7 protein-coding genes are annotated in these 6,428 nt (G+C 68.8%); 4 read left to right on the top strand and 3 right to left on the bottom strand.

What is annotated here, in order from left to right:
- Positions 1–1,102, top strand: a 1,102-nt coding sequence (locus tag A612_RS08590; protein WP_019374093.1) for a branched-chain amino acid ABC transporter substrate-binding protein, incomplete at its 5' end; no start/stop codon positions are given.
- A gap of 99 nt (positions 1,103–1,201) precedes the next feature.
- Here the strand turns inward: A612_RS08590 and fnr are convergent.
- The gene (gene fnr, locus A612_RS08585) at positions 1,202–1,945 is read right to left on the bottom strand and encodes a fumarate/nitrate reduction transcriptional regulator Fnr (RefSeq protein ID WP_019374092.1); all 744 of its coding nucleotides are present in this window, start codon (positions 1,943–1,945) and stop codon (positions 1,202–1,204) included.
- Positions 1,946–2,118: 173 nt separating this feature from the next.
- On the opposite strand from fnr, the gene hemN reads away from it, so the two are divergent.
- Both hemN and A612_RS08575 read left to right on the top strand, forming a co-directional pair.
- Positions 2,119–3,501, top strand: coding sequence for an oxygen-independent coproporphyrinogen III oxidase (hemN, locus tag A612_RS08580; RefSeq protein ID WP_040436421.1), 1,383 nt, complete (start codon positions 2,119–2,121; stop codon positions 3,499–3,501).
- Between the two features lie 3 nt (positions 3,502–3,504).
- The gene (locus A612_RS08575; protein ID WP_019374090.1) at positions 3,505–4,239 is read left to right on the top strand and encodes a sulfite exporter TauE/SafE family protein; all 735 of its coding nucleotides are present in this window, start codon (positions 3,505–3,507) and stop codon (positions 4,237–4,239) included.
- Between the two features lie 16 nt (positions 4,240–4,255).
- Here A612_RS08575 and A612_RS08570 read toward each other — a convergent pair whose 3' ends face one another.
- On the bottom strand, positions 4,256–4,804 hold the full coding sequence (locus tag A612_RS08570) for an NUDIX hydrolase (protein ID WP_019374089.1): 549 nt from the start codon (positions 4,802–4,804) through the stop codon (positions 4,256–4,258).
- On the bottom strand, positions 4,801–5,535 hold the full coding sequence (locus tag A612_RS08565) for a fumarylacetoacetate hydrolase family protein (protein ID WP_051001475.1): 735 nt from the start codon (positions 5,533–5,535) through the stop codon (positions 4,801–4,803). The genes A612_RS08570 and A612_RS08565 overlap by 4 nt, the downstream gene beginning before the upstream one ends.
- Before the next feature lie 116 nt (positions 5,536–5,651).
- Between A612_RS08565 and pgeF the strand changes: the two genes are divergently transcribed.
- Positions 5,652–6,428: peptidoglycan editing factor PgeF (gene pgeF / locus A612_RS08560; protein ID WP_019374087.1), on the top strand; the 777-nt coding region annotated here is incomplete at its 3' end.

Below are 6,428 nucleotides of genomic sequence, written 5' to 3'. Positions count from 1 at the left end.
CGCGGCTGTCACCGCAGCCGTTGCCAGCCTGGCCACCGCCCAAGAGGTGGTGAGGATCGGCCACGTTGCCCCTCTGTCGGGGCCGCAGGCGCACTACGGCAAGGACAACGAAAACGGCGCCCGCATGGCCGTGGAGGAACTCAATGCCCAAGGCTTCACCATTGGCGGCAAGCAGGTGAAGTTCGAACTGCTGGCCGAAGACGACGCAGCCGATCCCAAGCAAGGTACTGCTGCCGCGCAAAAGCTGTGCGACGCCAAGGCAGCCGGTGTTGTGGGCCACTTGAACTCGGGCACGACCATCCCTGCAGCCAAGGTCTACAACGACTGCGGCATCCCGCACGTCACTGGCGCTGCCACCAACCCCAACTTGTCCAAGCCGGGCTACAAGACCACGTTCCGCATCATTGCCAATGACAACGCATTGGGCGCGGGTCTGGCGGCCTATGCTTCCGAGACGCTCAAGCTCAAGACAGTGGCCGTCGTCGATGACCGCACGGCCTATGGCCAGGGCCTGGCCAGCGTGTTCAAGAAGGTGGCTGCAGAAAAGGGCATCAAGGTCGTGGATGAGCAGTTCACCACCGACAAGGCCACCGACTTCATGGCCATCCTGACAGCCATCAAGTCCAAGAATCCCGATGCCATCTTCTACGGTGGCATGGATCCGCAGGCTGGCCCCATGCTGCGTCAGATGGAGCAGTTGGGCATGAGCAATGTCAAATTCTTTGGCGGTGATGGACTGTGTACGACCGAGATCGCCAAATTGACGGCTGGCGCCAAGACCCTGAACAATATGGTGTGTGCCGAGGGGGGAGCTTCTCTGGCCAAGATGCCTGGCGGCATGGCGTGGAAAGCCAAATACGACGCCAAATATCCAAATCAATACCAAATCTACAGCCCTTATACCTATGACGCCACCATGCTTTTGGCTGATGCCATGAAGCGTGCCGGCTCCTGGGATCCCAAGGTCTATATCCCCGAATTGCTCAAGTCGAACTACAAGGGCGTGACGGCCAATATCGCCTTTGAATCCAATGGAGAGATGAAGAACCCGGCCATCACGCTCTACCACTATCCGGATGGCAAGAAGACGCCCCTGAACTGAGGATGGGCCTGGCCCGCTCCCGCGGGCCGGCGGTCCGCGGGAGGGCGATGGGGCGGGCCGCACCGCCCGCCACCGCCGGGGGGAAGGGCCGGCGCTCCCTCAGTGCCCGGCCTGCTGGCTGTTGACGATGCGCTTGAGGGCGTCAGTGTCGACGATGCGCACGTGCCGCTGCTTGACCTCGACGATGCCGTCCTCGACGAACTTCGAGAAGGTGCGGCTCACGGTCTCCAGCTTGAGGCCGAGGTAGCTGCCGATTTCCTCGCGCGTCATCCGCAGCACCAGTTCCGACTGGGAGAAGCCGCGCGCATGCAGGCGCTGCACCAGGTTCAGCAGGAACGCCGCGACGCGCTCGTCGGCGCGCATGCTGCCCAGCAGCAGCATCACCCCGTGCTCGCGCACGATCTCGCGGCTCATGATCTTGTGGACGTGGCTCTGCAGCGCCGTGATCTCGCGCGACAGCTCCTCGATCCGGTCGAAGGGCATGACGCAGACTTCCGCGTCCTCCAGCGCCACGGCGTCGCAGGTGTGGTGGTCGTTCACGATGCCGTCCAGGCCAATGATCTCGCCGGCCATTTGGAAGCCCGTCACCTGATCGCGGCCGTCCTCGGTCGCCACGCAGGTCTTGAAAAAGCCCGTGCGGATGGCATAGAGGGAGGTGAACGGGTCGCCGTTGCGAAACAGGTTGCCGCCGCGCTTGACCTTGCGGCGCACGGCCACGATCTCGTCCAGGCGCTTGAGTTGCTCCTCGTCGACACCGACCGGCATGCACAGCTCGCGCAGGTTGCAGTTCGAGCACGCGACCTTGATGGACTGGACGCTGGGGAGCACGGATAGCTTCTTCATGGCCTCAAGCTTACCCTCGAACGCGGACGCCGCCCTGGGGACCACGCAAAGAGGCACAACCTGGATCTGTAGCGCATTGTCACACCCCGTACATGGGAGCCGCTTGACCGGGATCAAGGACGGGGCGCGGGCGCTCAGGCACAGTGCCCGCTGGATTGCAAGGATCATCTCCCATGACGGTTGTCACTACAGAGCTGTTGCGCCGCCTCGACGTGTCGGGCCCGCGCTACACCTCCTACCCCACCGCGGATCGCTTCGTCGAGGCTTTCGGGGAAGAAGACTACGCGCTTGCGCTGCAGCAGCGCCGCGTGGGCTCGGTCGGCAAGGCGATGCCGCTGTCGCTCTACGTCCATATCCCCTTCTGCCAGTCGCTGTGCTACTACTGCGCCTGCAACAAGATCATCACGCGCCACCCCGAGCGCGCCGAGGAATACCTGCGCTACCTGAGCCGCGAGATCGACCTGCACACGGCCCATTGCGGCGTCGGCCAGCACGTCAGCCAGCTGCATCTGGGCGGTGGCACCCCGACCTTCCTGACGGACGAGGGCCTGCACGAGCTGATGGCGATGATCCGGCGCAGCTTCACGCTGGTGCCGGGAGGCGAATACTCCATCGAGGTCGACCCGCGCACCGTCGATGCCGCACGGCTGGCGGTGCTGGCCGAACTGGGCTTCAACCGGCTGAGCTTCGGCGTGCAGGACTTCGACCCGGCCGTGCAGAAGGCGGTCCACCGCGTGCAGCCGGCCGAGCAGGTTTTCTCGCTGGTGCAGAGCGCGCGTGACCTCGGCTTCGAGTCGGTCAACGTCGACCTGATCTACGGCCTGCCGCGCCAGACGCCGGAGTCCTTCGACCGCACGCTGGCGCAGGTGTGCGAGCTGCGGCCCGACCGCATCGCCCTGTATGCCTATGCCCACCTGCCGGAGCGTTTCAAGGCCCAGCGGCGCATCATCACCGCCGAGCTGCCCATGGCTTCGGCGAAGGTGTCGATGCTGGCGCGGGCGCTGGAGCTGTTCCAGGGCGACGGCTACGTGTACGTCGGCATGGACCATTTTGCGCTGCCCGAGGACTCGCTTGCGGTGGCCAAGCGCCAGGGCCGGCTGCACCGCAACTTCCAGGGCTACAGCACGCAGCCCGACTGCGACCTGATTGGCCTCGGGGTCTCGGCCATCGGGCGCATCGGTGCGACCTACAGCCAGAACGTCAAGACGCTGGACGAGTACTACGACGCGATCAACCAGGGCCACCTGCCGATCGCGCGCGGCCTGGCGCTCACCAAGGACGATCTGGTGCGGCGCGCCGTCATCATGGCCGTCATGTGCCAGGGCGAGGTGCTGTTCGAGCCCATGGAAGAAGCCTGGCTGATCGACTTCCGCAGCTATTTCGCCGCCGAGCTGGAGCAGCTGCAGGAGCTGGCCGAGCAAGGGCTGGTGGACGTGCGCGAGGACGGCATCGGGGTGACGGCGCTGGGCTGGTACTTCGTGCGCGCGGTTGCCATGGTGTTCGACAGGTATTTGCAGGCCAACCGGAACCGGGCACGCTTTTCGCGCATCATCTGAGGGATGTTCCTCGCGCTCGCCTCGACCGTCTTCCTCATGGGGTTGGCGGGGGGCACCCATTGCCTGGTGATGTGCGCCGCGCCCTGCGGGGCCCTCACCGGGGCCCGCACCGCATCCTCTCCCGGCGAGCAGCCGATCCACTGGCACGGCGCCGCCGCGCCGCGCCGCGCGCTGGTGCAGCGCACGGCGGTGTTTCACCTGGGGCGCCTGCTGGGCTATGCCGCCGCCGGGGCCCTCGCGGCCTTCGCCATGGACCGGCTGGCCTGGCTTGGTGGCAGCAGCAGCGCGCTGCGCCCGCTGTGGACGCTGACGCACGTGCTGGTCATGGCGTGGGGTCTGCTGATGCTGCTGCAGGCGCGCCAGCCCGCCTGGATCGAAGCGGCCGGGAGGGCGGTGTGGCGGCGGGTGCAGCCGCTGGTGGCGCGGCCGGGCGGGTTGTTCCTGACCGGGATGGCCTGGGCGCTGCTGCCGTGCGGCCTGCTCTACACGGCCTTGCTGACCGCCGCGCTCAGCGGGGCGGTGTGGGCCGGCGCGCTGTGCATGCTGCTGTTCGGGATCGGCAGCGGCCTGTGGCTGGTTGCCGGGCCCTGGGCATGGCGGCGCCTGCGCGAACGGCTGGACCGGGGCGTGGAGGCCTGGGGCTCGCGCGCGGCCGGGGCCGTGCTGTGCGTGCTTGGCGGCTGGGCCCTGTGGATGCAGGTGGTGCACAACCAGCCCGCGCCCTGGTGCGTCACCTGAGCCGCACATCCCCCGCTCAGGCGATGTCGATGCAGTGCACGCCGAAACGCCCGAGCCGCCGGTCGGCGAAGAAGTGTTCGAGCGTGGTGCGGACCGTGCGGAAGGCGAGCTCGTCCCAGGGGATCTCGTCCTCGGCGAACAGGCGGGCCTCGATGGTCTCGGGGCCGGGATGGAATTCGTCGCTGAGCAGCGTCGCCAGGTAGAACAGATGGACCTGGCCCACATGGGCCACGTTGACCAGCGAGAACAGCGAGCCGAGGCTGATCTGCGCCCCCGCTTCCTCATCGGTCTCGCGCAGGGCGCCCTCCCAGGTGGTCTCGCCCAGCTCCATGAAGCCCGCGGGCAGGGTCCATTTTCCCCAGCGCGGCTCGATGTTGCGCTTGCACAGCAGCACGCGCTCGCCCAGCACCGGCAGGGTGCCGACCACGTTCAGCGGGTTTTCGTAGTGGATGGTCGCGCAGGCGGTGCAAACGGCGCGCTCGCGCGTGTCGCCGTCGTCCGGCACGCGGTAGCGCACCGCCGAGCCGCATTCGCGGCAATGCCGGATCGGGCGGCGCCAGCTCATGCCACTTGCACCCGCAGGGGAGCGAGTCCCTCCACGCCCGCCTCGAGCAGGTCGCCGCGCTGCACCGCTCCTACGCCCTCCGGGGTGCCGGTGAACACCAGGTCGCCCGGCTGCAGGGTCCAGGCCGTCGACAGGTGCGAGATGATCTCGGCCACGCTCCAGATCATGTGGCCCAGGTCGGAGCGTTGGCGCTCCTCGCCGTTGACGCGCAGCCAAATCGCCGCCCGGTCCAGCGCGCCCGCCTCGGCCGCCGCCGTGAGGGGGCCGACCGGCGCACTGGCATCGAAGCCCTTGGCGATGCACCAGGGGCGCCCCTGCTGCTTCATCTGCGCCTGCAGGTCGCGCCGCGTCATGTCCAGGCCCACGCCGTAGCCCCAGACGTGCTCCATGGCCTGCGCCACCGGAATGCGGCTCCCCCCACGGCCGATGGCGACCACCAGCTCGACCTCGTGGTGCAGCTCGGCGGTCTGCGAAGGGTAGGGCAGCACGCTGGTGCCGTCCGCCCCAGGCGGCAGCACGGCATCGGCCGGCTTCATGAAGAAAAACGGGGCCTCGCGCCCGCTGAACCCCATCTCCCGTGCGTGGGCCGCGTAGTTGCGTCCGACGCAATAGATGCGGTGCACCGGCAGGCGTGCGGCGCTGCCCGCCAAAGGCACCGATGCCGGCAGCGGAGGAGGGAAGACGTACGGGGAGGGCGCAGATTCGCTGGGTTGGGGGTCGTGTGCGGGCATGCGGCCAGTGTGCCACGCGTTCGCCTTCCCGGCAGCCCGGCGCGCGCCGAGCGCACCGGCGGCCGCCTTCCGCGTATGCTCGGGCGATCACACCCTAGGCAGAAGCGATGGACAGGATGGACGGGGATCCCACGGCGTGGCAGAACTGGCTGGTGCCCGACTGGCCGGCCCCGCCGCGCGTGCGTGCCCTGTGCACCACCCGGCAGGGCGGCGTCAGCGCGCCCCCGCGCGACAGCCTCAACCTGGGCGCCGGCGTGGGGGACGGTCCGCAGGCCGTCGCGCAGAACTGGGACATCGTCCGGCGCGCCATGGCAGCGCACAGCCGCGGCCAGGCCGTGCGGCCGCTGCGGATGCACCAGGTGCACGGTGTTCGGCTGTTGGACGCGGTCGGGGCCGCAACGCCCGATGGCCTGTGCGCCGACGCCAGCAGCACCACGGAGGCCGCGGTGGCCTGCGTGGCGCTGGCTGCCGACTGCCTGCCGGTGCTGTTCACCGACCGGGCGGGCACGCGCGTCGCGGCCGCGCACGCCGGCTGGCGCGGCCTGGCGGCGGGCGTGCTGGAAGCGGCCCTGGCCCCGTTCCGCGCGGCGGCGGGCCAGGGGCCGCTCGATGTCCTCGCCTGGCTCGGCCCGTGCATCGGACCCTCGGCCTTCGAGGTCGGCCCGGAAGTGCGCGACGCCTTCTGCGCCCGCGCGCCCGAGGCGCGTGCGTGCTTTCGCGCCGCGCCCGGGGGCAAGTTCCTCGCCGACCTGGCGGGACTGGCGCGCCAGCGCCTGCACGCCCAGGGAGTGCAGGCCGTGCATGGCAACGATGGCTCAGCGCCCTGGTGCACGGTCGGCAACCCCGGCCGCTTCTTCTCCCACCGACGCGACACGCCCGCCTTCGGCTCCACC

Origin of the sequence: Melaminivora alkalimesophila (assembly GCF_000282995.1) — a bacterium.
Taxonomy (GTDB): Bacteria; Pseudomonadota; Gammaproteobacteria; order Burkholderiales; family Burkholderiaceae_C; genus Melaminivora; species Melaminivora alkalimesophila.
The sequence above is the reverse complement of the archived record's forward strand: the minus strand, read 5'-3'. Positions and strand labels throughout refer to the sequence as shown.